Origin of the sequence: Streptomyces sp. NPDC021115 (genome assembly GCF_044333065.1) — a bacterium.
In the GTDB taxonomy this organism is placed as follows: Bacteria; Actinomycetota; Actinomycetes; order Streptomycetales; family Streptomycetaceae; genus Streptomyces.
This window is the reverse complement of sequence record NZ_JBIRQF010000005.1, coordinates 171949-193698: the sequence shown is the minus strand read 5'-3', so window position 1 is coordinate 193698 and position 21750 is coordinate 171949. Positions and strand designations below refer to the sequence as shown.

General features: G+C 72.7%; 27 protein-coding genes. 14 read left to right on the top strand and 13 right to left on the bottom strand.

Going from position 1 to position 21750, the window contains the following annotated elements; translation table 11 throughout:
* Positions 1-66: 66 nt before the first annotated feature.
* Both ACH4TL_RS18405 and ACH4TL_RS18400 read right to left on the bottom strand, forming a co-directional pair.
* The gene (locus ACH4TL_RS18405; RefSeq protein ID WP_398316031.1) at positions 67-1656 is read right to left on the bottom strand and encodes an alpha/beta hydrolase; all 1590 of its coding nucleotides are present in this window, start codon (positions 1654-1656) and stop codon (positions 67-69) included.
* Positions 1657-1832: 176 nt separating this feature from the next.
* The gene (locus ACH4TL_RS18400; protein WP_398315249.1) at positions 1833-2450 is read right to left on the bottom strand and encodes a TetR/AcrR family transcriptional regulator; all 618 of its coding nucleotides are present in this window, start codon (positions 2448-2450) and stop codon (positions 1833-1835) included.
* 54 nt (positions 2451-2504) lie between these two features.
* Here ACH4TL_RS18400 and ACH4TL_RS18395 point away from each other — a divergent pair, with 54 nt between their 5' ends.
* On the top strand, positions 2505-2960 hold the full coding sequence (locus ACH4TL_RS18395) for a 4-oxalocrotonate tautomerase family protein (RefSeq protein ID WP_398315247.1): 456 nt from the start codon (positions 2505-2507) through the stop codon (positions 2958-2960).
* A complete protein-coding gene (locus ACH4TL_RS18390) occupies positions 2953-3981 on the top strand; it encodes a zinc-binding dehydrogenase (protein WP_398315245.1) in 1029 nt (342 codons plus the stop codon). The genes ACH4TL_RS18395 and ACH4TL_RS18390 overlap by 8 nt, the downstream gene beginning before the upstream one ends.
* Here ACH4TL_RS18390 and ACH4TL_RS18385 read toward each other — a convergent pair.
* Genes ACH4TL_RS18385 through ACH4TL_RS18360 form a run of 6 tightly spaced genes read right to left on the bottom strand, consistent with a single transcriptional unit; the run spans position 3965 to position 8629 of the window.
* Positions 3965-4777, bottom strand: a complete 813-nt coding sequence (locus ACH4TL_RS18385; RefSeq protein ID WP_398315243.1) for an urease accessory protein UreD — start codon at positions 4775-4777, stop codon at positions 3965-3967. The two genes, ACH4TL_RS18390 and ACH4TL_RS18385, sit on opposite strands and share 17 nt — an antisense overlap.
* A complete protein-coding gene (gene ureG / locus ACH4TL_RS18380) occupies positions 4756-5451 on the bottom strand; it encodes an urease accessory protein UreG (protein ID WP_398315241.1) in 696 nt (231 codons plus the stop codon). The genes ACH4TL_RS18385 and ureG overlap by 22 nt, the downstream gene beginning before the upstream one ends.
* Before the next feature lie 19 nt (positions 5452-5470).
* Entirely contained in the window at positions 5471-6280 is an 810-nt protein-coding gene (locus tag ACH4TL_RS18375) for an urease accessory protein UreF (RefSeq protein WP_398315239.1), read from the bottom strand.
* Between the two features lie 5 nt (positions 6281-6285).
* Positions 6286-8007 carry an urease subunit alpha gene (locus tag ACH4TL_RS18370; protein ID WP_398315237.1) on the bottom strand — a complete coding sequence of 574 codons (1722 nt, stop codon included), beginning with the start codon at positions 8005-8007 and terminating at the stop codon, positions 6286-6288.
* Positions 8004-8309: an urease subunit beta gene (locus ACH4TL_RS18365; RefSeq protein WP_398315235.1), complete on the bottom strand. Its 306-nt coding sequence runs from the start codon at positions 8307-8309 to the stop codon at positions 8004-8006. The genes ACH4TL_RS18370 and ACH4TL_RS18365 overlap by 4 nt, the downstream gene beginning before the upstream one ends.
* A 17-nt stretch (positions 8310-8326) precedes the next feature.
* A complete protein-coding gene (locus tag ACH4TL_RS18360; RefSeq protein WP_398315233.1) occupies positions 8327-8629 on the bottom strand; it encodes an urease subunit gamma in 303 nt (100 codons plus the stop codon).
* A gap of 183 nt (positions 8630-8812) precedes the next feature.
* Between ACH4TL_RS18360 and ACH4TL_RS18355 the strand changes: the two genes are divergently transcribed.
* Positions 8813-9766: a M28 family metallopeptidase gene (locus tag ACH4TL_RS18355; RefSeq protein WP_398315231.1), complete on the top strand. Its 954-nt coding sequence runs from the start codon at positions 8813-8815 to the stop codon at positions 9764-9766.
* Positions 9767-9787: 21 nt separating this feature from the next.
* On the opposite strand, the gene ACH4TL_RS18350 is transcribed toward ACH4TL_RS18355, so the two are convergent.
* Positions 9788-10090 (bottom strand): type II toxin-antitoxin system Phd/YefM family antitoxin, encoded by a 303-nt coding sequence (locus ACH4TL_RS18350; RefSeq protein ID WP_055551475.1) that lies wholly within the window; start codon positions 10088-10090, stop codon positions 9788-9790.
* Positions 10091-10167: 77 nt separating this feature from the next.
* Between ACH4TL_RS18350 and ACH4TL_RS18345 the strand changes: the two genes are divergently transcribed.
* The 5 genes from ACH4TL_RS18345 (at position 10168) to ACH4TL_RS18325 (ending at position 13792) form a co-directional block, all read left to right on the top strand.
* Entirely contained in the window at positions 10168-10803 is a 636-nt protein-coding gene (locus ACH4TL_RS18345; RefSeq protein WP_398315228.1) for an ATP-dependent Clp protease proteolytic subunit, read from the top strand.
* Positions 10804-10812: 9 nt separating this feature from the next.
* The gene (locus ACH4TL_RS18340) at positions 10813-11121 is read left to right on the top strand and encodes a hypothetical protein (RefSeq protein WP_398315226.1); all 309 of its coding nucleotides are present in this window, start codon (positions 10813-10815) and stop codon (positions 11119-11121) included.
* Positions 11122-11372: 251 nt separating this feature from the next.
* Entirely contained in the window at positions 11373-11846 is a 474-nt protein-coding gene (locus ACH4TL_RS18335) for a C40 family peptidase (protein ID WP_398315224.1), read from the top strand.
* A gap of 204 nt (positions 11847-12050) precedes the next feature.
* On the top strand, positions 12051-13256 hold the full coding sequence (locus ACH4TL_RS18330; protein ID WP_398315222.1) for a hypothetical protein: 1206 nt from the start codon (positions 12051-12053) through the stop codon (positions 13254-13256).
* A gap of 23 nt (positions 13257-13279) precedes the next feature.
* Positions 13280-13792 (top strand): DUF6328 family protein, encoded by a 513-nt coding sequence (locus tag ACH4TL_RS18325; protein ID WP_398315220.1) that lies wholly within the window; start codon positions 13280-13282, stop codon positions 13790-13792.
* Between the two features lie 12 nt (positions 13793-13804).
* On the opposite strand, the gene ACH4TL_RS18320 is transcribed toward ACH4TL_RS18325, so the two are convergent.
* A complete protein-coding gene (locus tag ACH4TL_RS18320; RefSeq protein WP_398315218.1) occupies positions 13805-14233 on the bottom strand; it encodes an ATP-binding protein in 429 nt (142 codons plus the stop codon).
* 267 nt (positions 14234-14500) lie between these two features.
* Between ACH4TL_RS18320 and ACH4TL_RS18315 the strand changes: the two genes are divergently transcribed.
* Positions 14501-15370 (top strand): helix-turn-helix domain-containing protein, encoded by an 870-nt coding sequence (locus ACH4TL_RS18315; protein WP_398315216.1) that lies wholly within the window; start codon positions 14501-14503, stop codon positions 15368-15370.
* Between the two features lie 10 nt (positions 15371-15380).
* Positions 15381-15614 carry a DUF397 domain-containing protein gene (locus tag ACH4TL_RS18310; RefSeq protein ID WP_398315214.1) on the top strand — a complete coding sequence of 78 codons (234 nt, stop codon included), beginning with the start codon at positions 15381-15383 and terminating at the stop codon, positions 15612-15614.
* Positions 15615-15647: 33 nt separating this feature from the next.
* Here the strand turns inward: ACH4TL_RS18310 and ACH4TL_RS18305 are convergent, their stop codons facing one another.
* Positions 15648-16817 (bottom strand): 8-amino-7-oxononanoate synthase, encoded by a 1170-nt coding sequence (locus ACH4TL_RS18305; protein WP_398315212.1) that lies wholly within the window; start codon positions 16815-16817, stop codon positions 15648-15650.
* 193 nt (positions 16818-17010) lie between these two features.
* On the opposite strand from ACH4TL_RS18305, the gene bioB reads away from it, so the two are divergent.
* The 4 genes from bioB to ACH4TL_RS18285 all read left to right on the top strand — a co-directional run bounded on the left by bioB (position 17011) and on the right by ACH4TL_RS18285 (position 21071).
* The gene (gene bioB, locus ACH4TL_RS18300) at positions 17011-18234 is read left to right on the top strand and encodes a biotin synthase BioB (RefSeq protein WP_398315210.1); all 1224 of its coding nucleotides are present in this window, start codon (positions 17011-17013) and stop codon (positions 18232-18234) included.
* Positions 18227-19543: an adenosylmethionine--8-amino-7-oxononanoate transaminase gene (locus ACH4TL_RS18295; RefSeq protein ID WP_398315208.1), complete on the top strand. Its 1317-nt coding sequence runs from the start codon at positions 18227-18229 to the stop codon at positions 19541-19543. Before bioB ends, ACH4TL_RS18295 begins: the two co-directional genes overlap by 8 nt.
* Before the next feature lie 51 nt (positions 19544-19594).
* Complete coding sequence (gene bioD, locus ACH4TL_RS18290) at positions 19595-20329, top strand: dethiobiotin synthase (RefSeq protein WP_398315206.1); 735 nt, start codon at positions 19595-19597, stop codon at positions 20327-20329.
* A 70-nt stretch (positions 20330-20399) separates the two neighbouring features.
* Positions 20400-21071: a class I SAM-dependent methyltransferase gene (locus tag ACH4TL_RS18285; protein WP_398315204.1), complete on the top strand. Its 672-nt coding sequence runs from the start codon at positions 20400-20402 to the stop codon at positions 21069-21071.
* A gap of 9 nt (positions 21072-21080) precedes the next feature.
* Here the strand turns inward: ACH4TL_RS18285 and ACH4TL_RS18280 are convergent, their stop codons facing one another.
* Both ACH4TL_RS18280 and ACH4TL_RS18275 read right to left on the bottom strand, forming a co-directional pair.
* Entirely contained in the window at positions 21081-21452 is a 372-nt protein-coding gene (locus tag ACH4TL_RS18280) for a fic family toxin-antitoxin system, toxin component (RefSeq protein ID WP_398315202.1), read from the bottom strand.
* Positions 21449-21694: an antitoxin gene (locus tag ACH4TL_RS18275; RefSeq protein ID WP_398315200.1), complete on the bottom strand. Its 246-nt coding sequence runs from the start codon at positions 21692-21694 to the stop codon at positions 21449-21451. The genes ACH4TL_RS18280 and ACH4TL_RS18275 overlap by 4 nt, the downstream gene beginning before the upstream one ends.
* Between the last annotated feature and the right edge of the window lie 56 nt (positions 21695-21750).

Sequence of the window (21750 nt, the reverse complement as noted above, 5' to 3'; positions counted from 1 at the left end):
GGACGGCCCCCGCCGGACCCCGCCTCCGTACGCGCCGACTCGTACGGAAGCGGGCGTGCCCGGCCGTTACCCGACGGCTCCGGCGGCCTTCGCGGCCTTGCCGGTCGTCGCGGGCTTCGGGGTGGCGTGCGGACCGCACGTCACATCCTTGGCGTCCACCGTGCCCTTGAGCAGGTAGGCGTCCACCCGGTCGTTGATGCAGGTGTTGACCAGGTTGGTGACACCGTGCGAACCGGCGTCCTTCTCCGTGATCAGACGCGAGCCCTTCAGGCGCTTGTGCAGCTCGACGGCGCCCTCGTACGGGGTCGCGGCGTCACGGGTGCTCTGCACGATGAGCGTCTTCGGCAGCCCCTTGCCCGCACCGACCTCCAGTGGGGTGCCCTGCTTCGACGGCCAGGTGGCGCACGGCAGGTTCATCCAGGCGTTGGACCAGGTCAGGAACGGGTAGTCGCGGTGCAGCCGGGTGTTGTCCCGGTCCCACTTCTGCCAGCTGGTCGGCCACTTGGTGTCGGCGCACTCCACGGCGGTGTACACCGCGTTGCTGTTCTCCGAGGCGATGTTGCCCGCGGTGTCGGACAGGTCCGGGCCCGCGGCCTCGACGAGCGCCTTCTCGTCACCGGTCAGGTAGTCGCTCCACACCTCGGCGACCGTGGTCCACGACGAGTCGTAGTACGGGGCGCTCTGGAAGAAGCCGAGCAGCTCGGCCGGGCCGATGACCCCGCCGATCGGGTTCTTCTTGGCGGTCGCGCGCAGCTTCTCCCACTGCTGCTGGACCTTCTCCGGGGTGTTGCCGATGTGGTAGGCCGCGTCGTTCTTGGCCACCCACGCCTTCCAGTCGTCCCAGCGCATTTCGAAGGCGACGTCCTGGTCCAGGTTGGCCTGGTACCAGATCTTCTCCCGCGACGGGTTCACCACGGAGTCCACGATCAGGCGGCGCACATGGTCCGGGAAGAGCGTCGCGTAGACCCCGCCGATGTACGTCCCGTAGGACACGCCCAGGTAGTTGAGCTTCTTGTCGCCGAGCGCGGCCCGGAGGACGTCGATGTCGCGGGCGGTGTTGGGCGTCGTCATGTGCGGCAGCATGCGGCCGCTGCGCTCCTTGCACCCGTCGGCGTACTCCTTGGCGAGCTTGCGCTGCGCCCGCTTGTCCGCCTCGCTGTCGGGCACCGGGTCCATCTTGGGCGCCTTGACGAACTCCTGCGGGTCGACGCAGGAGATGGGGGCCGAGTGGCCGACCCCGCGCGGGTCGAAGCCCACGAAGTCGTACGCCTTCGCGGTCTTGGTCCACAGCGGGTTCTTGTTGGTGACCCGGGTCGGGAACTTCAGCCCGGAGCCGCCGGGGCCGCCCGGGTTGTAGACCAGCGAACCCTGCCGCTCGGCGGCGGTGCCGGTGCTGCCGACGCGGTCCACCGCGATCTTGATGGTGGGGCCGTTCGGCTTGGCGTAGTCGAGCGGCACGGTCACATAGCCGCACTGGATGGGCTTGGCCAGGTTCCAGTCGGCCGGACAGTCCGTCCAGTCGATGCCCGCCTTCGCGGCCCGGGCCGCGGCGATCACCGCCCCACGGGCCTCGGCGGCGCCCCCCGGCGTCCGCTTGGGCTCCGATGCCCCCGCCGTGGGGGCGGCCAGCGCACCGGTTATCAGCGCACCGGTCATCACGCCGCCGGCCACGCCGAGTACTGCTGAGCGTCTCACGTAGTAATCCCCCTGCTTTGTTGCGCCGCCTGTGCGACGATGATCACAGAGTGTCAGAAGGATCCTCGCGCCTCGCTTACTGCTGAGTACAGGGCAAACCGCCGTTTCTTTATCAACACGTCACCTTCACAGCCCGTTCAGCGTTTGATCGCACCGGCGATGAGGGCCTGAAGCTGCTCGGCGACGCGGTCGAGCGGCTCGACGCCGCGCTTGGCCCGGCACATGGCCACGGTCCCCTCGACTGCCGCGACGACCAGCGTCGCCAGCTGCTCCGCCTGCCCGGGCGCGGCGCCGTGCTCCCGCAGGGAGGCGGCGAGCAGTCCCTCCCAGCCCTCGAAGACCTCCGCGGCGGCCGCCAGGGCGGGCGGGACCTCGCCGGGCGGGGGTTCCTCGATGGAGACGGCCAGGACCGGGCAACCGGCCCGGAAGTCGGCGTCGATGACGATTTCGCGCCAGAGGGCGAGGAACGCCCGGAGCCCCGCGGCCGGGCCAGCCTCCAGCTCCTCGCGGAGCAGCCGGGCGATGGACTCCCCCGCGTACCGGACGGCCTCGGTGGCCAGCTGCTGCTTGCCCTCGGGGAAGTAGTGGTACGTCGAGCCGAGCGGCGCCTCGGCGTGCTTGGCCATCTCGCGGATGCTCGTGGCGTTGAGACCGCGCCGGCTGATCATGTCGGCCGCGCCCGCCACGATGCGCTGCCTGGCCTGTGGGCCGCCCTTGGTCACCTTCACTCCCCCTCTGGCTATAACGCTCGTCATAGTCTAGCGTGACCTCGCGTTATAACGACTGTCATAGAGAGCTGAGGAACGCCCATGCCGATGATCCGGCTGACCGCCCCGAGCGGTGCCCTCACCGAGGAGGGCCGCGCGGGCATTCAGCGCGATCTCGCCGCCCTGCTGCTGCGCTGGGAGGGCGCGCCCGACACGGCCTTCTTCCGCGCCCAGGCGTGGAGCCATCTGATCGAACTGCCCGAGGGGGCGCAGACCACCGCGGAGGACGACGCGCCGCGCTTCCTGGTCGACGTCACCGTGCCGCAGGGCGCCCTGTCCGAGCGGCGCAAGGCCGGTCTGGTCGAGGACGCGACGAAGGCCGTCCTGAAGGCCGCCGGGCTCTCCCGGGACGACGCGCCGCGGGTATGGGTGCTGGTCCACGAGCAGCCGGACGGCACCTGGGGCGCGGGCGGCTCGGTCATCCGTTACGCCGACCTGGTCGCGCTCGCCCGGCAGAGCAGGGCGGAGCGGGGCGAGGGGGCGGCGGCCGATGCGTGAACTGACGTACGTCGCCCGGCACTCCGTCGAATGGCGCGAGGCGCCCGACCCCCGGCTGGAGTCCGGTCGGGACGCGATCGTCGCACCGGTGGCCGCCACGCCGTGCGACGTGGACTCCGCGATCCTCGCCGGGCACGGCTTCATCGACCCGCCGTTCCCCCTCGGGCACGAGTGCGTGGCCCGCGTCGTCGACGTCGGCGACGCGGTGACCGGCGCCGCCCCCGGCGACCTCGTCGTCGTCCCCTGGTCCATCAACTGCGGCGACTGCGACCACTGCCGCGCCGGGCTCACCGCCCACTGCGCCTCCGTACCGCACATGGCGATGTACGGCGCGCCGATCGGCGGCAGCTGGGGCGGGCTCTTCTCCGACCTGGTGCGCGTGCCGTACGCGGACGCCATGCTGGTCCCGCTGCCGCCGGGGCTCGACCCCATCGCCATGGCCTCGGCCAGCGACAACTGGTCCCTCGCGCGGCGCCTGGTCGCCCCGCACCTGGCGGCCCGCCCCGGGGCGCGGGTCCTGGTCGTCGCCCGGGGCAGCATCGGTCTTTACGTGTGCGACATCGCCCGCGCGCTCGGCGCCTCCGACGTCCTGTACGTCGACCCCGACGCCGGGCACCGGAAGCTCGCGGAGAGCTTCGGCGCCCGTACCGCCGAGGCGATCGAGCCCGTCCGGCACGGCTTCGACATCGCCGTCGAGGCCACCGGGCGCGTCGACCAGCTCACCCTGGCGCTCACCTCGCTCGCCCCCGAGGGCATCTGCGAGAGCGCGGGCAACCACTTCCGGCCCGGCGAACTGCCGCTGCTCGACATGTACCTCACCGGCGTCACGCTGCGCGTCGCACGGGACAACGTCCGCAGCCATCTGCCCGACGCCCTCGACCTCGCGGGTTCGGGGAAGGTGGCACCCGAGCGCGTCGTCTCCCATGTCCTGGACTGGGAGCAGCTGCCCGACGCGCTGCCGGAGAAGCGGCTCAAGCCGGTGTTCGTCCGCGACATCGCCCCGGCTACGGCCGCGGGCTGAGCCCTTCGTCGAGCATCCGGCGCAGCCGCAGGCCGTCCGTGGCCACGGCGCTGACCAGGGCGGCGGGACCGGTGAGCGGGGTGACGACGGCCGTGTCGCCGAGCAGGCGGGGCTGGACGGGATCGCCCTCGAACGCCGGGTCGACCACGAGGAGCTGACCGGCCGCCCGGTGCCCGCCGAGCACCGCGCCGCCGTCCCAGCCGGGCGCGCCGGGGCCGTACCCCAGCTCCTGGTCCAGCAGCGGCCGCCCGGCGCGGTGCACGGTGAGCCGGCTGGTCAGCGCGCCCGGTGGCTCGCCGGAGCGGCCGAGGATCTGTTCCTCGCGCAGCACCAGCCGGGCGGTGGGGGCGAGTTCGACGGTGGTGGTCATGCGCAGATCGCTGCCGTGGGCGGAGATCAGGGGCTCGGGCAGCCAGTGCAGGGTGGCGTCGTCGGCGACGGTCAGCCGGATCGCGTAGTGGGCGGGCTCGGCGGAGCGGCCGGGCAGCGCGAGCGTGGCGGCCGACGAGCCGACGCGGAGCCGGGCGCCGGGGCCGACGGTCGCGGTCAGCGCGATGCGGTCGCCGCCGAGCGGGGCACTCATCGCGCCGACCACGGTGACGCAGGCCGCGCCGTCGTCGGTGGTCGTGCCGGTCGCCCTGGTTCGCCGCAGGGCGAGCGGTCCGTCCCCGGCCAGTTCGGGCAGCGCGGTGCCGCCGCGGCCGTCCGCGACGGCGGTGATGCGGGCGGCGGCGCGGACGCCGGTGCCGATGGAGGCCGGGACCGCTGTGACGGTCACGCCCGGGCCGCCGTCCATGCGGCCAGCCGCTCCCGGACCCAGTCGGCGATCGGACGGACGCCGTCCTCGGCGACCAGGGAGGTGAAGGCGACGGGCAGTTCGCCGCGCTGCTCCTTGGCGTCGCGCGCCATGCGCTCCAGGTCGGAGCCGACGTAGGGGGCGAGGTCGGTCTTGTTGACGACGAGCAGGTCGGCCGTCGTCACGCCCGGGCCGCCCTTGCGCGGGATGTCGTCGCCGCCCGCCACGTCGATGACGAACACCTGCGCGTCGACCAGCCCCTTGGAGAAGGTCGCGGTGAGGTTGTCGCCACCGGACTCGACCAGGACCAGGTCGAGCGGGCCGACGCTCTCCTCCAGGTCCTCGACCGCTTCGAGGTTGGCGGAGATGTCGTCGCGGATCGCGGTGTGCGGACAGGCACCGGTCTCCACGGCGGTGATGCGCTCCGCGGGCAGTACGGCGTTGCGCAGCAGGAACGCGGCGTCCTCGCGGGTGTAGATGTCGTTGGTGACCACGGCGATCGACAACTCGTCGCGCAGCGCCCTGCACAGCGCGGCGACCGTCGCGGTCTTGCCGGAGCCGACAGGGCCGCCGAGCCCGATGCGCAGCGCCCGGCGGCTGCCGTCGGGGCGGCGCGGGTCGGCGGCGCCGTGGGTGTGGCGCGAGGGGTAGGTCTCGGGGTGATCGAGGTGCATGGGCGCTCCGGGGTGGCGGTTACGAGGCGAAGAGGCGTACGGGCCAGGTGGCGTGCTGCTCGGCGGCGATGTCGAGCAGCGGAGCGGCGGCCGCGGGCAGCGCGCCGGGGCCCTCGCGCAGGGCCCGTTCGGCCGCCTCGGCGGCGCGGACGGCGATCCGGTCGGTCTCGGGGGCGAGGCGGGCGAGGACGGCGGTGGCGTCGAACGGGTCGAGGCCGAGCAGCCGTACGGCGGCGGACGCCGGTCCCCCGGCCGACTCGTACGCGGCGGCGTACGCGGCGGCCGCGGGTCCGAGCCCGGCGGCACGCGCGGCCAGCCCCAGTACGACGGGCTGGTGGGCACCGCGCGGGCGGGCGGCGGCGAGGGCGTCCAGTTCGGGCGAGGGCCAGGTCGCGCGGGCGGCGCGCATCAGCTGGCGGCCGAGCCGCCGGGCGGTGGCGCGCAGCGCGGGGGCGGGGGTCCGGGCGTCGGCGGCCTCGTCGAGCACGAGCGGATCCACCCCGGCGGCGGCCGCGGCCGCCAGTCCGGCGGCGGTGAGCCCGGAGGTGTGCAACCGCCCCCGGCAGAAGCCCTCCAGGCTGCCCGCGTCCCGCACCCGCCCGGCCTTGACGGCCCCCTCGACCCCACCGGAGTGCGCGTACCCCCCAGCCGGAAACCGCCCATCGGCCAGGATGAGCAACGCGGCAACGCCCCCGGCTGTACGCCCAGCGGCACCCGCCGACGCCACGGGCGCGGCCCCAGCCGGGCCCAGAGGCGAACCCACGCCGGGGGCCACGGGCGGCGTGCCGTCGTGCGTCGGCGGGGTACGGGCGGTGTGGTCCGTCGTCATCGCGATCAGAAGAGGAAGTACCGCTGGGCCATGGGCAGTTCGGCGGCCGGGGCGGGGTCTACGGGGGCGCCGTCGATGGTCACCGTGAAGGTGTCCGGGTCGACCTCCACCCTCGGCAGGGCGTCGTTCTCCCGCATGTCCGCCTTGGTCACCCCGCGCGTCCCCCGGATCGGCACGAACCGCTTGCCGAGGCCGAGCCGGTCCGGCAGACCGTCGTCCAGGGCGGCCTGCGTGACGAAGTTGAAGGAGTTGGCGGCCGGGGCGCGGCCGACCGCGCCGAACATGGGCCGGGGCAGCACCGGTTGCGGGGTGGGGATGGACGCGTTGGCGTCGCCCATCTGCGCGTACGCGATCTGCCCGCCCTTGAGCACCAGCTGCGGCTTGACGCCGAAGAAGGCGGGCTCCCACAGCACCAGGTCGGCCAGCTTTCCGGGCTCCACGGAGCCGATCTCACCGTCGAGGCCCTGCGCCACCGCCGGGTTGATGGTGTATTTGGCGACGTAGCGACGCGCCCGGTGATTGTCGGCACGGCCGTCGCCGGGGAGGGCGCCCCGGCGCCGCTTCATGACGTGCGCGGTCTGCCAGGTGCGCAGCACGACCTCGCCGATCCGGCCCATGGCCTGGGAGTCCGAGGAGATGATCGAGATGGCGCCGAGGTCGTGCAGGATGTCCTCGGCGGCGATGGTGCCGGGCCGGATGCGGGATTCGGCGAAGGCGAGGTCCTCGGGGACGGCCGGGTTGAGGTGGTGGCAGACCATCAGCATGTCGAGGTGTTCCTCGACCGTGTTGACGGTGTGCGGCCGGGTCGGATTGGTGGAGCTGGGCAGCACGTTCGGCTGGGAGACCACCGTGATGATGTCGGGCGCGTGACCGCCGCCCGCGCCCTCGGTGTGGTACGCGTGGATCGAGCGTCCGGCGATCGCGGCGAGGGTGTCGGCGACGAACCCGGCCTCGTTGAGGGTGTCGGTGTGGATGGCGAGCTGGGCGCCGCTCTCCTCGCAGACGCCGAGACAGGCGTCGATCGCGGCGGGGGTCGCGCCCCAGTCCTCGTGAATCTTGAAGCCGAGCGCCCCGCCCCGCAGTTGGGACCACATCCCGTCCCGCGAGACGGTGTTGCCCTTGCCGAGCAGCCCGATGTTGACGGGGGACGCTTCCAGCGCCTCGAACATCCGGGCGAGGTGCCAGGGGCCGGGGGTGATGGTGGTGGCCTTGGTTCCCTCGGCGGGCCCGGTGCCGCCGCCGACGAGGGTGGTGATGCCCGAGGACAGCGCCTGGTCGATCAGGGTCGGCGAGATGAAGTGGACATGGGCGTCGATGGCGCCCGCGGTGAGGATCCTGCCGTTGCCCGCGATGACCTCGGTCTCGGGGCCGATGACGAGGTCGGGGTGGACGCCGTCCATGGTGTCGGGGTTACCGGCCTTGCCGATCCCGGTGATACGGCCGTCGCGCAGCCCGACGTCGGCCTTGACCACGCCCCAGTGGTCGAGCACCACGGCACCGGTGATCACGGTGTCGGGGGCGCCGTCGGCGCGGGTGGCCCGGGACTGGCCCATGGATTCGCGAATCACCTTGCCGCCGCCGAAGACCGCCTCGTCGCCGGAGCGGCCGGGACCGCCGCTGCGGTCCTCCTCGATCTCGACCACGAGATCGGTGTCGGCGAGCCGTATCCGGTCGCCGGTGGTCGGCCCGAACAGGTCCGCGTACGCGGCGCGGCTCAGCTCCGTCACAGCGCGCCTCCCGTCTCGCCGCGCAGCCCGGGGACGATCCGCGCGCCCGCCAGCGGCACCAGCTCCACCTCGACCGGGAGGCCCGGTTCGAAGCGCACGGCGGTGCCCGCGGCGATATGCAGCCGGTGGCCACGGGCCGCGGCGCGGTCGAATTCCAGGCCGGGATTGGCCTCGGCGAAGTGGTAGTGCGAGCCGACCTGGACCGGCCGGTCGGCGGCGTTGAGCACGGTGAGCCGGACGACCGGCCGCCCCTCGTTGAGCCGTACCGGCTCGTCCGCGTAAAGGATCTCTCCAGGGATCATAAAAAGGCCGCCTCCCCTCAGACGATCGGCTGGTGGACGGTGACGAGCTTGGTGCCGTCCGGGAAGGTGGCCTCGACCTGCACGTCGTGGATCATCTCGGGGACGCCCTCCATGACCTCGTCGCGGGTGAGCACCTTGCGGCCGGAGGCCATCAGCTCGGCGACGGTACGGCCGTCCCTGGCGCCCTCCAGGATGTGCACGGTGATCAGCGCGACGGCCTCGGGATGGTTGAGAGACACACCTCGCGCCCGACGTTTTTCAGCCACATCGGCGGCCACATGGATGAGCAGCCGTTCCTGCTCGTGCGGCGACAAGCGCACGTTTTCCCCACCTCATCCTCGCTCACGGCTCATCGCAGATTAGTTCGGCCGTGTTGCGGCGTGGTTAACGCGTCGGCAAAGAATCGCTCTTGACGCCCACATGGCAAAACGCTGATCCTCATGTCCGCATCACATGATCCATCCGTTTCGCTCCAACCCCCCACATCTCTACGGAGCCCAACTGTGAATCGAATAGTGCTGATCCGCCGCGGCGCGCTCGCGGCCGGAACCTGCGCCGCCGTCGCCGCCGCCCTGCTGGGCGGCGCACCGGGAGCCGGGGCGGCCGCCTCGCCCCGCGCCGCCGCGCCGGACATCGACGTCGAGGCCGTCAAGGGCGACCTCGGCAAGCTCCAGTCCATCGCCGAGGAGAACGGCGGCAACCGCGCCCACGGACAGCCCGGCTACCGGGCGTCCCTGGACTTCATCAAGGGCAAGCTGGACGCGGCGGGCTTCAAGACCGCCGTCCAGGAATTCACCTCGGGCGGCGCCAAGGGCTACAACCTCGTTGCCGACTGGCCGGGCGGCAGCGCCGACAAGGTGGTCATGGCCGGGTCGCACCTCGACTCGGTCCAGGCCGGACCCGGCATCAACGACAACGGATCGGGCTCCGCCGCGATCCTGGAGGTCGCGCTCGCCGTGGCCAAGGCCGACCTCAAGCCCACCAAGCAGCTGCGGTTCGCCTGGTGGGGCGACGAGGAGGACGGCATGGTCGGCTCCACGCACTACGTGGACAGCCTGAAGGCCGACGAGAAGTCGAAGATCGACTCATACCTGAACTTCGACATGCTCGGCTCGCCCAACCCCGGCTACTTCGTCTACGACGACGACCCGGAGCTGGAGAAGGTCTTCAAGGACTGGTACGCGGCCAAGAACATCACGACCGAGAAGGAGACCGAGGGCGACGGCCGCTCGGACCACGCCCCGTTCAAGGACGCCGGGGTGCGGGTCGGCGGGCTGTTCACCGGCGCCGAGGCCACCAAGAGCCAGGCGCAGGCGGACGCGTGGGGCGGCAAGGCGGGCGAGCCGTTCGACCCGTGCTACCACTCCGCGTGCGACAAGACGTCCAACGTGGACGAGACGGCGCTGGACCGCAACAGCGACGCCATCGCCCACGCCGTCTGGGAGCTCAGCTCCTAGGCCACATCTCCGCCACCCGCTTCACCCGCGGCCCGGACGCCGATCCCCGGCGTCCGGGCCGCGGTGTTCCGCCGCGATACCGAAGCGCCGCCGTTCGCCGGGAGCGGACGAGGTCGGGCGCATCGCCGACACCGTGCTGATCACTTGCTCCTCCGCCGCCTCCGCCTCGACCGCGTCGAGTCGTTGCAGGTCAGCCGAGGACACCAGGGCGACCAGCGGCTTTCCATGCCGGGTGAGGACCACCCGCTCACCGCCGTAGACGACGCGGTTGATCAGCTCCGCCAGTTCCGCCCGGGCTTGCGTCACCGGAATCTCGTACGCCATGCTCCCCATCGTACGGGACGTACATCCTGTACATTTTTTACGTAGGCAAGCCCCCGAGAGCCCGAGAGGTGACCGCGATGGAACGACCGTCGGCGCGCTACGTCCTGCCCGAGTTCACCGAACGCACCAGCACCGGCGTGCGCACCATGGACCCCTACTCCAAGCTGCTCTCCGAGCGCATCGTCTTCCTCGGCACGCCCATCGACGACACCGCGGCCAACGATGTGATCGCGCAGCTCATCCACCTCGAACACGCCGGGCCCGACCAGGACGTCTCGCTCTACATCAACTCCCCTGGCGGCTCGTTCGGCGCGATGACGGCGATCTACGACACGATGCACTTCGTCAGCTGCGACATCGAGACCATCTGCCTGGGCCAGGCCGCGTCGGCCGCCGCCGTGCTGCTCGCCGCCGGGACGCCGGGCAAGCGGCTGGCGCTGCCGGGCGCGCGGGTGCTCATCCATCAGACGGCGCTCAGCGAGCCCGTCGAGGGCACCACATCGGACCTGGAGATCCAGGCCGGTGAGCTGCTGCGGACCCAGGCGCTGCTGGAGGAGATGCTGGTGCGGCACACCGGTCAGAGCGCCGAGCGCATCCGCGCCGACGTCGACCGCGACACGATCTTCGACGCGGCGGCCGCGGTGGCGTACGGGCTGGTGGACGGTGTCACCGAGAGCCGTAAGCGGCCGGGTTCGCTGCCCGGGGCCAGGTGATCGCGCGCCATGCTGCCGCCGGAACTGCCCCCGCTGCCCGCACTGACCCGCGCGGAGGGAGACCTCGTGGACGCCTATCTGGCGGCCGTCGATCTGCTCGGCCGGATCAACCCGGCCCGCGGCCATGACACCTACGGCGGGCTGCGCGCCGCCCAGGCGCTGGTCGGGAAGGCCATCGCGCTGCGGGACGCGCTGGCGCTGATGCACGAACGGGGCGAGAGCGAACTGCACACCGCGACGCTGGCCAGGGCGCTGCGGGTGCTGGACGGGGAGCGGCGCTCCGAGCGGGTGACGCTGCCGTCCGCCCCGACGCGCTGAGCCCGGCCCCCGGAGCCTCACCCGAACGGCGCAATCCGGATACCCGCCCGGGTCCGCCGCCGGGTTGCGGTCCGCGTCGCCGAAAGGGCCGTCCCCGCAGGCCGGGGCCCTGGCCACGGCCCGCCTCCGTCACCCGGACGGAGGAGTCGTGGCCACCCTCACACCCCGCCCGCTCGGCTCGGAACCGGCGCCCGCGGCGGGTGACCATCCCTGGGACGACCGAACCCGGCCACCGAAGGGTGGTGTGCGAGATGACCGCGCACATACGGATCCCCAGAATGGTCTCCCGGGCCGGTGCCCTCTCGGCCCTCACCGCCGTCGCCGTGGGCGGCACCGTGGCGGTGCCCGCCCTGCCACAGCAGGCCGACGCGGCGACCGTGGCGGCCAAGGCGCTGCGGATCGCGGCCTCGAAGAAGGGCGCGCCCTATGTGTACGGGGCGGCGGGCCCCAGCCGCTTCGACTGCTCGGGGCTCACCCAGTACGCGTACAAGCGGGCCGGAAAGCGGCTGCCGCGCACCGCGGCCGCCCAGTACAACCGCACCCGCCGCATCAAGGCGTCCGCCCGCAAACACGGTGACCTGGTCTTCTTCCACTCCGGAGGCAGCGTCTACCACGTCGGCCTGTACGCGGGCAGCGGCCGCATCTGGCATGCGCCCAAGACGGGCACGGTGGTGCGGCTGGAGCGCATCTGGGCCGCGAAGGTCAGTTACGGCCATGTGCGCTGACGGGCCGGATGTCGGACCCCGGCGGTAGGTTGACGGCGGATCAGCAAGGCCCTGATCCGCCGTCACCTCCGGAGGGACGCGCCGGGCGACGACGCGTGTGGAGCGCGGCGCGGCCGAGCGTGGTCTGGTGTGACCCCCGCCGTGAGGCGTTAGCGTGGGCCGGAGCCGGTCGGGGGAGACCGGTCCCGGGGAGGGGGAACCACGTTGAACGATCAGTTCCAGGCGGACCGGACCTACGACCAGGTGTATCTCGTCTTCGTCGACACCTCCGGCTATTCGACGATCGTCCGCTCGAACCCCAGAGACCGGGCCGCGCACGGCTTCGATCTGCTGCGGGAGCGGATGCGGGCGCGGATCGGGCAGGTGGCGGCGCAGCACCGCTGTGCCCGCAGCGATCTGTGGAACTGGCGCGGGGACGGCGGGTTCTTCGCGATCCACGACGACAGCGAGAGCGTGGCCCGCGATGTCGCGCTGGAGGCGGCCCGTACGTTTCTCACCCTCGATCTGCGGCATCTGCGGGACGAGTTCGCGCAGGCCGGGGTGGACGGCGAGCTGCATGTGCGGATGGCGGTGCACAAGGGGGCGATACGGCACACCGGCGAGGGCCGGACCGGCACCATCCACTCCCCCGACATCAATCTGGCCGCGCATCTGGAGAAGGCGACCCCGCCGGACTGTCTGGCGGTCTCGGAGGACGTGTACCGCACCGCCGGCCGGTACGCGGAGCTGTTCGCGCACGTCGGCAGCCATGAGGGCAAGGACGTGTACCTGATGGCGGGCGACGGCGGCCCGGGCGAGGCGGCCAAGGCGTGGCTGGCGGGCCGGGGGCTGGCGGGCGGCACGCCCGTGCACGCCTATCCGGAGCGGCCCAGCTCGGCGGAGAAGGCGCGGCTGCTGGACGCGGCGTCGGCGGAGGTGCTGGACATGGGCACCGCGCTGCGCACCTCGTCGTCGCGGCTGGTCACCACCGAGCGCCCGGCCCGCTATCGCGACGCGGTGCTGGGCCTGCTGCGCCGGGGCGGGGTCTACCGCTGCTATCTGCTGGATCCGTCCTCGGACGCGGCGGCCACGCTGTCGCGGCAGTACCAGGAGGACATGACCCGGAAGATCAAGGATTCGCTGGAGCGGTTCAGCCGGTTCAAGGAGCGGTACGGGGCGGCGGCGGACGGTCTGCGGGTCTACCAGACGGACGCGTTCCCCGGTTTCTCGGCGCTGGCCGTCGATCCGCGCAGGTCGAACGGGCTGATCCTGTACTCCTCGTATCTGATGGGCACGAGCCCGTACGGGGTGATCGAGCGCGGCGACATGCCGCACTACCTGATCAGCACGGACGCCGGCCGTACGTATGCCCGCATCCTGGAGCTGACCGAGGCGCGGACGGCCACGGGGCAGGTCGAGCGCGTAGTGTGACCGCTTCCGGTAACCCGCACGCCATGAAGGACGACGCCCCGAGAACCGTCCGTCACGAGACCTCGCTGGAGCGTGACGACCGGAACTTCGCCGAACTGCTCCAGGAGCTGCGGGTCACCCAGACGGGGGTGCAGATCCTGTTCGCCTTCCTGCTGACCCTGGCGTTCACCAATCGCTTCGGATCGCTGGACGGGGTGCAGCGCGGCACGTACGTCGCCACACTGCTGCTCGCGGTGGTGGCGGCGGCCCTGTTCACGGCCCCGGCGGCGCTGCACCGGGCGCTGTTCCGCAGGGGCGCCAAGCGGCGGGTCGTGGACGTCTCGGGGAAGCTGGCCTCGGCGGGTCTGTGCGTGCTGACGATGGCGTTCACCGGGTCGGTGCTGCTGGTGGTGGACGTGGTGCTGGGGCGCGGCCCGGGGATCGCCGCGGCGGTGGGCACGTTCGCGGTGTGCTGCGGGCTGTGGGGCGTCCTCCCGCGCTGGATCCGCCACCGGATGGACCCCCGCCCGCCGGCGGCGCCGCACGACAACACCTAGCCCGGACACCGCCTAGCGCACGGGCACGGTCCACGGCAGCGTGATCCACACCGTCTTGCCGCCGTCCGCGGTGCGGGTGACGAACACCTCGCCGCCCGATTCGGCGGCCAGGGCGCCGATGATGACCAAGCCCCGCCCGTTGTCCTGGTGGGCGGGGGCGGACAGCCGCCGGGGCAGGCGGGAATGACTGTCCGTGACCCCGATCTCCAGCCGCCCCTCGTGATCGAGCTTTATGTCCACGGTGAAGGTGGGCGACTGGCCCCGGGTGTGCTGTACGGCGTTGGTCGCGAGCTCGGAGACGATGAGCCGCACGGTCTCCGCGGCCTCCTCGCCTTCCCCGAGTCCCCATTCGGCCAGCACGCATCCCACGTAGCCGCGGGCCGCGGGGACCGAGGCGGGCACGCTCGGCAGAGTGACGGATGCTTCCTGATGGTCTGCCATGACGGCCTGTCCCTTTCCCGCCGGGGCGCGGCTGCGGACGCGCACGGGTGGCGCCGGTGCAGCCTCGGGGTCCGGGTGGGCGGCCCCGGCGGCTCCGACCGCCAGACTGCCACCGATGCCCTCCGTGACGGGGGCGATCCACCGAGTTATGCATATATCTGTCGCCCGAAGCGGTGAACTCTGCTACGGAAGACCGGATTTGCGGGGCAGACTGGGCCACGGTCACGACACAGGTCGGAAGAGCAGGGCAGGCGGGAGGGAGACCTGATGCGGTACGGCCCGGCGGTACGCCGCCGCAAGCTCGGCGCGGAGTTGCGCCGCCAGCGCGATCTGGCGGGACTCACCAGCGGTGAGGCAGCCCGGCGGCTGAGCTGGCACCAGTCGAAGGTGAGCCGGATCGAGACCGGGCGCAGCGGGGCGAAGCCCGCGGACGTGGCGCGATTACTGGATGTGTACGGGGTCACCGACCCGCAGCTGCGGGCCCTGCTGGAGGCGCTGTGCGGCGGGGGCGCCTCGGACCCGGAGGGGTCACGGCGCGGCTGGTGGTACGCATACCGCGATCTGCTGCCGCCCGCCTACCGGGACTTCATCAGCCTGGAGGCGGAGGCGTCGGCCGCGTACACGCTGGAGACCACGGTGGTGCCGGGGCTGCTCCAGACCGCGGACTACGCGCGGACGGTGACCCGGGCGGCGCTGCCGGAGCTGCCGCAGGACCAGCTGGACACGCTGGTCGAGGTGCGGATCGCGCGCCAGTCGGTGCTGCGCGAGGACCGGCCGCTGCGGCTGCACGCGGTGCTCGACGAGGCGGTGCTGCGGCGCGGGGTGGGCGACGCCGAAGTGATGCGGGCTCAGCTGCGGCAGCTGGCGGAGTTGGCCGCGCTGCCACACGTGCGAGTGCAAATCTTGCCATTCTCCGCCGGAATGCCCATCGGCATTACCGGCCCTTTCATTATCTTCTCTTTTCCGCACATTACTGACCTCGATGTAGTAGTTCTCGACCACCTGACGAGTAGCCTCTATCTGGAGCGGAAAGAAGACCTCCGGGCGTACAGCAGTGCTTTCGATGTGCTGCGCACCAACGCCCTGTCACCTGAGGAATCATTGACGTTCATCAAGAAAATCGGGGGCGGCGCCTGAGAGGGGCACCATGTCCGATCTGTCCGTCAAGTCCGCTGTCTGGCTGAAGAGCAGTTACAGCGTCGGAATGAACAATTGCGTCGAAACGGCCCGGCTGAGTCCGGGCCTGCTCGCCGTGCGGGACTCGAAGAACACCGCGGGTCCCGCCCTGCTGTTCCCCCCGTCGGTCTGGTCCTCGTTCGTCGAGGACCTGCGCCACGGCGACCTCGGTGACCCCGGCTCCGCAGGCGCCTCCCGGCCGTAACCGGGAGGCCCCACACCGCCGGACACCGATCCGTCAGGCGGCCGGTGCGGTCCCCACGATCACGTCGGCCGCCTTCTCCACCTGTTGATCCGTCAGATCCGCGCGAGCGGTGAGCCGTACCCGCGAGATGCCGTCGGGGACGGACGGGGGACGGAAGCAGCCCACCAGCAGACCGGCCGCACGGCAGTCGGCGGCCCAGCCCACCGCCAGCTCGGGGGACGGCGCGCGCACCGACACCACCGAGGCGTCGGGCCGCGCCGCGGTGAGCCCGGCGGCGGTCAGCCGCGCGTGCAGCCGGGCCGCGACCGTACGGGCCCGGGCGGCGCGCTCCGGCTCCCGGCGCAGCAGCCGCAGGCTCGCCAGGGCTGCGCCCGCGGCGGCCGGGTTGAGGCCGGTGTCGAAGATGAACGTACGAGCGGTGTTCACCAGGTGCTCGATCACCCGGGCGGGCCCCAGCACCGCACCGCCCTGGCTGCCCAGCGACTTCGACAGGGTGGCCGTGACCACCACGTCCGGCGCGCCCGCGAGCCCGGCCGCGTACGGGGCGCCGCGCCCACCGTCGCCCACTACGCCCAGGCCGTGCGCGTCGTCCACGACCAGCGCGGCGCCGTGCGCCCGGCAGGCGGCGGCGAGCCCGGTCAGCGGCGCCACGTCGCCGTCCACCGAGAAGACCGAGTCGGAGACCACGAGCGCGCGCCGGTCCGGGTCCTCCCTCCGGGCCCCGTCGAGGACCTTGGCGGCGGCGCCGGGGTCGGCGTGCGGGGCGACGGCGACCTCGGCGCGGGAGAGGCGGCAGCCGTCGATGAGCGAGGCGTGGTTGCCCGCGTCGGAGACGACGAACGCGCCCCGGCCGCTCAGCGCCGAGACCGCGGCCAGATTGGCGGCGTACCCGGAGGAGAACACCAGGGCCGCCTCGAACCCGCAGAACGCGGCCAGCTCCGCCTCCAGCGCCGCGTGCAGCTCCGTGGACCCGGTGACCAGCCGGGAGCCGGTCGAACCGGCGCCCCAGCGGTGCGCCGCCTCCGCCGCGGCGGCCGTCACCTCGGGGTGCCGGGCCAGGCCCAGGTAGTCGTTGCTCGCCAGGTCGAGCAGCGGGGAGTCGGCGGGCCGGGGACGGAGCGCGCGCTGGAGCCCGGCGCGGCCGCGCTGCTCCCGCCCGGCGTCGATCCACGCGAACGGGTCGTCCTGGCGGTCCTGGGGCATCGGCTTCCTCGCCTTCCTTCGGGCACGGGCCGGGCACCGGCCTGGCGGGCGCCGGGCGCCGACTGTGGGGTCCGGATAGAAGGTAGTCGCGCGCATGCGTGGTCAGGGTGTGGCAATACACACACCCCGAACGCCGCGTCTTGTGCGGTCCCTCCTTTGCCCGGAGCGGTGGGGTAAGACAGGATCTCTGCCCATGGACCTGCTGAACACGCTGGTGGAGAAGGGGCTGCGGGGCGAGTCGCCGACCCGCGCAGAGGCTCTCGCGGTATTGGCGACTTCCGACGACGACGTACTGGATGTGGTCGCCGCCGCGGGCAAGGTGCGGCGCCGCTGGTTCGGGCGGCGGGTGAAGCTCAACTACCTGGTGAACCTCAAGTCGGGGCTGTGCCCCGAGGACTGCTCGTACTGCTCGCAGCGGCTCGGCTCGAAGTCGGAGATCCTCAAGTACACCTGGCTCAAGCCGGACCAGGCGGCGGCCGCCGCTGAGGCCGGGGTCGCGGGCGGTGCCAAGCGGGTCTGCCTGGTCGCCAGTGGGCGCGGGCCGACGGACCGGGACGTGGACCGGGTTTCGCAGACCATCGCCGCGATCAAGGAACAGAACGAGGACGTCGAGATCTGCGCCTGTCTGGGGCTGCTGTCCGACGGCCAGGCGGCGCGGCTGCGGGAGGCGGGCGCCGACGCGTACAACCACAACCTCAACACCTCCGAGGCCACGTACGGCGACATCACCACCACCCACACCTACGCCGACCGCGTCTCCACCGTGCAGCAGGCCCAGACCGCGGGCATGTCGGCCTGCTCCGGGCTGATCGCGGGCATGGGCGAGCGCGACGAGGACCTGGTCGACGTGGTCTTCTCGCTGCGTGAGCTGAACCCGGACTCGGTGCCGGTCAACTTCCTCATCCCCATCGAGGGCACCCCGCTGGCCGGGGACTGGAACCTCACCCCGCAGCGCTGTCTGCGCATCCTCGCCATGGTGCGGTTCGTCTGCCCGGACGTGGAGGTGCGGCTCGCCGGCGGGCGCGAGATCCATCTGCGGACGCTCCAGCCGCTGGCCCTCAACCTGGCGAACTCGATCTTCCTCGGCGACTATCTGACCACCGAGGGCCAGTCGGGCAAGGACGACCTGGCGATGATCGCCGACGCGGGCTTCGAGGTGGAGGGCACCGACACCAGGACCCTGCCCGCGCACCGCGCCGACGCCCTCGCGGCGGCGCGGGGCGGCTGCGGTTCGCACGGCGCGGAGGGCGGCGGCTGCGGCCCGTGCGGTGACGCGCCCGAGGCCGCGCCTGCCACCGACGCCCCTGCCGCCGACACCGAAGGCGAGCCCGTCGCGGTGGCGGCCGGGGAGTCGCACGCGGACCTGGTCGCGGTGCGCCGCCGGGGCGCGGGGACGGAACTGCCGCCCAATGCCTGAGCCGCTGACGCCCGACGCGCTGCTGGCGCTGGACCGGCAGCACGTCTGGCATCCGTACGCCCCGATGCCCGGCCGCACGGACCCGCTCGTCGTGGACTCCGCGGCCGGGGTCCGGCTGCGGCTGGCCGAACCGGCCGAGGGCGTACGGGAGCTGGTGGACGGGATGTCGTCGTGGTGGTCCGCCATCCACGGCTACAACCATCCGGTGCTCAACGACGCGGCGCGCGGCCAGCTCGACCGGATGAGCCATGTGATGTTCGGCGGGCTCACCCATGAGCCCGCCGTGCGGCTGGCCTCCCGGCTCGTGGAGATCACGCCGGAACCGCTCCAGCACGTCTTCCTCGCCGACTCGGGCTCGGTGTCGGTCGAGGTCGCGGTCAAGATGTGCCTCCAGTACTGGCGCTCGCTGGGCCGCCCCGCCAAGCAGCGGCTGCTGACCTGGCGCGGCGGCTACCACGGCGACACCTGGCAGCCGATGGCGGTGTGCGACCCGGACGGCGGCATGCACCGGCTGTGGTCGGGCGTCCTGCCCGAGCAGATCTTCGCGGACGCGCCGCCGCCCGGCTTCGACGCCGAGCCCGACCCGGCGTACGAGGCCCAGGTGCGGGAGCTGGTGGCGCGCCACGCGGACGAGCTGGCCGCGGTGATCGTGGAACCGGTCGTGCAGGGCGCGGGCGGCATGCGGTTCCACTCCCCCGCCCTGCTGCGGATGCTGCGCGAGGCGTGCGACGAGCACGACGTCCTGCTGGTGTTCGACGAGATCGCCACCGGCTTCGGGCGGACCGGAGCGCTCTTCGCGGCGGAGCACGCCGGGGTCAGCCCCGATGTGCTGTGCCTGGGCAAGGCGCTGACCGGCGGCTATCTGACGCTGGCCGCCACGCTGTGCACCCCGCGCATCGCGGAGGGCATCTCGCGCGGCGAGCTTCCCGTGCTCGCCCACGGCCCGACGTTCATGGGCAATCCGCTGGCCGCCGCCGTCGCGAACGCCTCGATCGACCTGCTGCTGTCGTACGACTGGCACCAGGAGATCAAGCGCATCGAGACGGGGCTGCGGGCAGGGCTGGCCCCCGCCGCCGAGCTGCCGGGCGTACGGGAGGTACGGGTGCTCGGCGCGATCGGCGTCGTCCAGCTCGACCACCCGCTGGACGACGCGGGGATGGCGGCGGCGTCGCGGGCGGCGGTGCGCGAGGGCGTATGGCTGCGGCCGTTCCGCGATCTGCTCTACACCATGCCGCCCTACATCACGGGTGACGACGATCTGGCCCGCATCTGCACGGCGGTACGGGCGGCGGCGGCCGCGGCGGGCTGACGAGACAACAGCACGATGAACAAGACAAAAGCGAAAGGCGCGAAGCACCACATGTCAGTACTGGTCGTGACCGGCACCGGCACGGAGGTCGGCAAGACCGTCACCACGGCGGCCGTAGCGGCGGCGGCACTGTCCCGCGGCCGCTCGGTCGCCGTGCTCAAGCCCGCGCAGACCGGCGTGGGTCCGGATGAACCGGGCGATGCCGCCGAGGTGGCCCGGCTCGCCGGTGACGTCACTCTCCGGGAGCTGGCCCGCTACCCCGAGCCGCTGGCCCCGGACACCGCGGCGCGCCGCGCCGGACGCCCCGCCGTGCGGCCGCGGGAGATCGCGGAGGCGGCGGAGAGGCTGGCCGCCGAGCACGATCTGGTGCTCGTCGAGGGCGCGGGCGGGCTGCTCGTACGGTTCGACGAGACCGGCGCGACGCTCGCCGACGCGGCCCGGCTGCTCGACGCCCCCGTGCTGGTCGTCGCCCACGCGGGCCTGGGCACGCTCAACGCCACGGCCCTCACGGCGGAGGCGCTGCGCGCCCGGGGCCTGCGCTTCCCCGGCGTCGTGATCGGTAGCTGGCCCGCCGACGCGGATCTCGCCTCGCGCTGCAACCGGACCGATCTGCCGGTGGCGGCGGGCGTCCCGCTGCTGGGCGCCGTGCCCGAGCGGGCCGGGGCCCTGCCGCCCGCCGACTTCCGCGCGGCGGCCCCGGGGTGGCTGGCACCGCGGCTCGACGGCGTCTGGGACGCGGAGCGGTTCACAGCGGAGCACCGCACGAAGGAGCACCGCACGGCGTAGCGGTGGGGGCGGCATGGGCAGACTCCCGGTACCGGTATACAGCCGTCCCGCTGGAAAAGGGGTGTCACCCATGCCCGTACGCCGTCTCCGGCCGCCACGCGAAGCCGTCCACCACCCGCTCTTCGCCCGCTTCTGGGCCAAGCTCAGCCCGCTGGCCGACGAACGGGCCGGCGTCGCCGAACTCCGCGGCGAGCTGCTGGCCGGACTGTCCGGCCGGGTCATCGAGATCGGCGCCGGGAACGGGCTGAACTTCCCGCACTACCCGAGCGCCGTCTCCGAGGTCGTCGCCATCGAGCCCGAGCGCCATCTACGGCGGCTCGCGGTGCGGGCGGGCCACCGGGCCGAGGTGCCGGTGGACGTGGTGCCCGGGGTCGCGGAGGCGCTGCCGGTCAAGAGCGAGGCGTTCGACGCGGCTGTGGCGTGCCTGGTGCTGTGTTCCGTACGGGACGTCCAGCGCACCCTGGCCGAACTGCTGCGGGTGCTGCGGCCGGGCGGTGAGCTGCGGTTCCTGGAGCACGGGCGGGCCGAGGGGCGGGCGATGGCGGCGACGCAGGGGGCGCTGGACCGGACGGTGTGGCCGCTGCTGTTCGGTGGCTGCCACACCGGGCGCGACGTACGGGCGGAGCTGGCGCGGGCGGGCTTCGAGCCCGTCACCCACCGCTCCCTGCGAGTCCCCGAACGGGGGCTTCCGATGCCCACCTCGCCCTGCACCCTGGGCGTGGCGCGGCGCCCTGCGGCGTAACGGAACCGGCTAGACGCTCCAGCGGCGCAGCTCGTCCGCGATCGCGTGCACATCCACCGTGCCGTCGTGCACCAGGCGCGCCAGATCCCGCACCCGCTCCGGCGACGTGGCGACCTTCAGCCCGCTCGCCACCAGGTAGGCGTACGCGACGGCCGACGCGAACAGCGCGTTCGACCGCTCCAGGGCCGGTACCAGAAGGAGCAGCTGCAACAGCGCGGCGGCCCGCTCCTGCGGTTCGGGGTAGATCGGGGTGCCGAATATCTCCGCCTCGTGCCGGCTCACGGCGGCCACCAGCGCACCGTAGTCGGTGACGCGCGGGTCCCCCGGGGTGTTGTGTTCGGCGATCATCAGAAGCCAGGCGAGGTCGATACGCACGGTCAACGGCGCGCTTCGCCCCCGAGCTCCCGGCCGAGGTCACGGCCGAACTCCTCGTCGAAGACGGATTCGTACTGCTTCATGAAGTCGGCCGCGGCCTCCACGAACGTATGACCCACCTCGCCCGCGTCCTGCCGGACCAGCTCCTCGATGTAGCGGTTCACGCTCACTCCCCGCTGTAGCGCACGCTCCCGGGCCACCTCAGCGGTGGTTTCGTCGACCCGGACGTTCAGCTGTGTTTTGGCCACGCTCCCACGCTAGCGCATATTTGCTAGCAACGCCAAGCGCGCGCGAAACCGGGGAC

What these genes read in the sequence shown, in the direction of transcription:
- ACH4TL_RS18405 (WP_398316031.1), bottom strand. Translation starts at nt 1,656, where the DNA reads ATGACCGGTGCGCTGATAACCGGTGCGCTGGCCGCCCCCACGGCGGGG.
- ACH4TL_RS18400 (WP_398315249.1), bottom strand. Translation starts at nt 2,450, where the DNA reads ATGACGAGCGTTATAGCCAGAGGGGGAGTGAAGGTGACCAAGGGCGGC.
- ACH4TL_RS18395 (WP_398315247.1), top strand. Translation starts at nt 2,505, where the DNA reads ATGCCGATGATCCGGCTGACCGCCCCGAGCGGTGCCCTCACCGAGGAG.
- ACH4TL_RS18390 (WP_398315245.1), top strand. Translation starts at nt 2,953, where the DNA reads ATGCGTGAACTGACGTACGTCGCCCGGCACTCCGTCGAATGGCGCGAG.
- ACH4TL_RS18385 (WP_398315243.1), bottom strand. Translation starts at nt 4,777, where the DNA reads ATGGACGGCGGCCCGGGCGTGACCGTCACAGCGGTCCCGGCCTCCATC.
- ureG (WP_398315241.1), bottom strand. Translation starts at nt 5,451, where the DNA reads ATGCACCTCGATCACCCCGAGACCTACCCCTCGCGCCACACCCACGGC.
- ACH4TL_RS18375 (WP_398315239.1), bottom strand. Translation starts at nt 6,280, where the DNA reads ATGACGACGGACCACACCGCCCGTACCCCGCCGACGCACGACGGCACG.
- ACH4TL_RS18365 (WP_398315235.1), bottom strand. Translation starts at nt 8,309, where the DNA reads ATGATCCCTGGAGAGATCCTTTACGCGGACGAGCCGGTACGGCTCAAC.
- ACH4TL_RS18350 (WP_055551475.1), bottom strand. Translation starts at nt 10,090, where the DNA reads ATGGCGTACGAGATTCCGGTGACGCAAGCCCGGGCGGAACTGGCGGAG.
- ACH4TL_RS18345 (WP_398315228.1), top strand. Translation starts at nt 10,168, where the DNA reads ATGGAACGACCGTCGGCGCGCTACGTCCTGCCCGAGTTCACCGAACGC.
- ACH4TL_RS18340 (WP_398315226.1), top strand. Translation starts at nt 10,813, where the DNA reads ATGCTGCCGCCGGAACTGCCCCCGCTGCCCGCACTGACCCGCGCGGAG.
- ACH4TL_RS18335 (WP_398315224.1), top strand. Translation starts at nt 11,373, where the DNA reads ATGACCGCGCACATACGGATCCCCAGAATGGTCTCCCGGGCCGGTGCC.
- ACH4TL_RS18325 (WP_398315220.1), top strand. Translation starts at nt 13,280, where the DNA reads ATGAAGGACGACGCCCCGAGAACCGTCCGTCACGAGACCTCGCTGGAG.
- ACH4TL_RS18320 (WP_398315218.1), bottom strand. Translation starts at nt 14,233, where the DNA reads ATGGCAGACCATCAGGAAGCATCCGTCACTCTGCCGAGCGTGCCCGCC.
- ACH4TL_RS18315 (WP_398315216.1), top strand. Translation starts at nt 14,501, where the DNA reads ATGCGGTACGGCCCGGCGGTACGCCGCCGCAAGCTCGGCGCGGAGTTG.
- ACH4TL_RS18310 (WP_398315214.1), top strand. Translation starts at nt 15,381, where the DNA reads ATGTCCGATCTGTCCGTCAAGTCCGCTGTCTGGCTGAAGAGCAGTTAC.
- ACH4TL_RS18305 (WP_398315212.1), bottom strand. Translation starts at nt 16,817, where the DNA reads ATGCCCCAGGACCGCCAGGACGACCCGTTCGCGTGGATCGACGCCGGG.
- bioB (WP_398315210.1), top strand. Translation starts at nt 17,011, where the DNA reads ATGGACCTGCTGAACACGCTGGTGGAGAAGGGGCTGCGGGGCGAGTCG.
- ACH4TL_RS18295 (WP_398315208.1), top strand. Translation starts at nt 18,227, where the DNA reads ATGCCTGAGCCGCTGACGCCCGACGCGCTGCTGGCGCTGGACCGGCAG.
- bioD (WP_398315206.1), top strand. Translation starts at nt 19,595, where the DNA reads ATGTCAGTACTGGTCGTGACCGGCACCGGCACGGAGGTCGGCAAGACC.
- ACH4TL_RS18285 (WP_398315204.1), top strand. Translation starts at nt 20,400, where the DNA reads ATGCCCGTACGCCGTCTCCGGCCGCCACGCGAAGCCGTCCACCACCCG.